2 protein-coding genes are annotated in these 851 nt (G+C 62.6%); both read left to right on the forward strand.

The genetic code is table 11. The features are described from left to right. Window positions 1-328: WS/DGAT domain-containing protein (locus tag AC1DWI_RS24880; protein WP_477726142.1), on the forward strand; the 328-nt coding region annotated here is incomplete at its 5' end. A gap of 83 nt (window positions 329-411) precedes the next feature. Beyond that, window positions 412-851, forward strand: a 440-nt coding sequence (locus tag AC1DWI_RS24885) for an esterase/lipase family protein (protein WP_477726143.1), incomplete at its 3' end; no start/stop codon positions are given.

An 851-nucleotide genomic window follows, 5' to 3' on the forward strand; every position in this document is an offset into this window, starting at 1 on the left:
CTTCCACCCGCTGTCCATCGTCATGCACGGGCTGGCGCTCAATATCACCATACAGACCTATGCCGGCCATGTGGATTTCGGCATCGTTGCTGACAAGAAGGCGCTGCCGCATGCGAAGGATTTGGCGAAAGCAATCGAGGAGGCCTTCACTCAGGCCCAAACCTTGATGGTGAGCGCAGCGCCTGTTGCATCCGCCGCCACAGCGCCCGCGCCGAAAAAGAGGACAAAGAAGGCCTCCGTTAAAACCGCCGTGAAGGCCGCCCCGGTAAAAACCCGCAAAGCCGCTGTCACGAACGCGACGAAAACCGCAGCGAAGCGTCCACGTTAGAGAGACCTCTCTCTGTAAAAAACCGTAAGCGCCTCCATACTCTTTGAGTCGGAACTCCAACAAGACAATCAATGCTCCAAGCCATGGCAAGCCCGTCATCCAGGCGAAATCCGTCTTCCTCCTCCCCCCAAGATCAAGCAAAACCGTCCCCACACGATGTTCCGCCCAGCGCCTGGCTGCTGGCGCTTGAGCTGCGTGCGTTCTGGGAGTTCGGCGCCCTGCTGCCCGCCTGGCCGTTGCTGGCCCGCGCGCCACGCGGCGACGGCCATGCCGTGATGGTGTTTCCAGGCCTGTCGGCCAATGACGCCACCACGGTGCCGCTGCGCCAATACCTGCAGTCGCTCAATTACAGGCCCTGGGGCTGGGAACAGGGGTTTAACTTTGGCCCGCGCGCCGGCGTGCTGGAAGAAGCCCGCGACAGCCTCGCCCGCACCTTCGAAACCACGGGCCGCAAGGTCAGCCTGATCGGCTGGAGCCTGGGCGGCGTCTACGCGCGCGAGCTGGCCAAGGAGCTGCCGCACAT

It is taken from the genome of Polaromonas sp. P3_C2, assembly GCF_056402675.1.